Source organism: Desertihabitans aurantiacus, assembly GCF_003344635.1.
Classification (GTDB): Bacteria; Actinomycetota; Actinomycetes; order Propionibacteriales; family Propionibacteriaceae; genus Desertihabitans; species Desertihabitans aurantiacus.
Genome location: NZ_QPKK01000474.1, coordinates 1 through 1512, shown reverse-complemented (window position 1 = coordinate 1512; position 1512 = coordinate 1). Strand labels below are relative to the sequence as shown.

The following is a 1512-nucleotide window of genomic DNA, read 5'->3' as shown; positions in this document are numbered from 1 at the left end:
AGATGTCCACGCCGACCACCCGGGCGCCCAGCGCGCGCCCGACCAGCACCGCCGAGAGCCCGACCCCGCCGCAGCCGTGCACGGCGAGCCACTGGCCGGCCCTGAGCCGGCCGTGCTCGGTGAGCGCGCGGTAGGCGGTGGCCAGCCGGCAGCCGAGCGCGGCGGCGGAGACGTCGTCGACCGCGTCGGGCAGGGCGACGAGGTTGAGCGCGGCGGCGCGCACCGTCACCAGCTCGGCGAAGGAGCCCGGCTGGGTGAACCCGGGCTGCACCTGGTCGGGGCAGACCTGGGCGTCGCCGTCGGCGCACCAGCGGCAGCGTCCGCAGCCCTGCACGAACGGGGCGGTGACGCGGTCCCCGGTCGACCAGCCGTCGACCTGTGGGCCGACCTCGACGACGGTGCCGGCGAACTCGTGGCCGGGCACCATCGGCAGCGGGACCGGGTCGTGGCCCTGCCAGGCGTGCCAGTCCGAGCGGCAGACGCCGGTGGCCCGGACCCGGACGACCACCCCGTCGGGCGGGCAGACCGGGTCGGGCACCTCGCCCAGCTCCAGCGGGCCGCCGGGACGGGTGTAGCTGAGGGCGCGCACGAGCGGCGAGGCTACGCCACGGCGGCGGGCGCCAGGCGCCCGTTCAGAACCCGCTGCCGGCGTAGTCCTCCCCGGCGGGGGCGTCGCGCTGGGCGCCGTCGGGGTCGGTGGTGCTGCCCTCGGCGTACTCGTCATCGACCACCGCGCCGTCCTCCTGCGGTGCGGCGGTCGCGCCGGGCAGGTCGTCCGGCTCGTCGGTGGCGCGCGGGTCGTCCGGCTGCTGCTGCTCGGTCACGCTAGGTCCTCCTCGCTCGGGGCGTGCTCGGACCTGCTCGACTACCCGATCGGGGCGGGACGAACCGGGCCACCGGTGGCGGCGGGCACTACCCTCGACCGGTGAGCTCCCCCGTCCCGCAGCAGCCGGACCGGCGCGCGCTGGACAAGGAGATCTTCGCCCTCGCCGTCCCGACCTTCGCGACGCTGGTCTCGGAGCCGATGCTGCTCATCGTCGACAGCGCGGTGATCGGCCACGTCAGCACCACCTCGCTGGCCGGCCTCGGGGTGGCGATGAGCGTGTTCAGCGTGGTCGTCGGGCTCTCGATCTTCCTCGCCTACGGCACCACGGCGACGGTGGCGCGGCGGCTCGGCGCCGGCGACCGGGCGGGCGCGCTGGCCGGCGGTCTGGACGGCATCACCCTCGGGGTGGGGATCGGCGTGCTGGCCGCGCTGACGGTCGGGCTGGCGGCCGAGCCGCTGGTCGGGCTCTACCGTCCCGACCCGGCGGTGGCGGCCGAGGCCGTGGCCTACCTGCAGGTGGTGGCGGTGGCGCTGCCGTCGGTGCTGGTGGTGCTGGCCGCGACCGGGGTGCTGCGCGGGCTGCAGGACACCCGCACCCCGCTGTACGTGGCGATCGGGATCAACCTGGCCAACATCGTCCTCAACGTCACCCTGGTCTACGGCCTCGGGCTGGGGATCCGCGGCGC

At 76.4% G+C, this 1512-nt stretch carries 3 protein-coding genes; 1 reads left to right on the top strand and 2 read right to left on the bottom strand.

The features are described from left to right. Both DVA66_RS20310 and DVA66_RS20305 read right to left on the bottom strand, forming a co-directional pair. Positions 1-589 (bottom strand): alcohol dehydrogenase catalytic domain-containing protein (locus DVA66_RS20310; protein WP_232822102.1); only part of this gene is annotated, 589 nt, incomplete at its 3' end. A gap of 43 nt (positions 590-632) precedes the next feature. Next, positions 633-824, bottom strand: a complete 192-nt coding sequence (locus DVA66_RS20305) for a hypothetical protein (protein ID WP_114561567.1) — start codon at positions 822-824, stop codon at positions 633-635. Between the two features lie 101 nt (positions 825-925). Here DVA66_RS20305 and DVA66_RS20300 point away from each other — a divergent pair. Next, positions 926-1512: MATE family efflux transporter (locus tag DVA66_RS20300; protein ID WP_269801650.1), on the top strand; the 587-nt coding region annotated here is incomplete at its 3' end.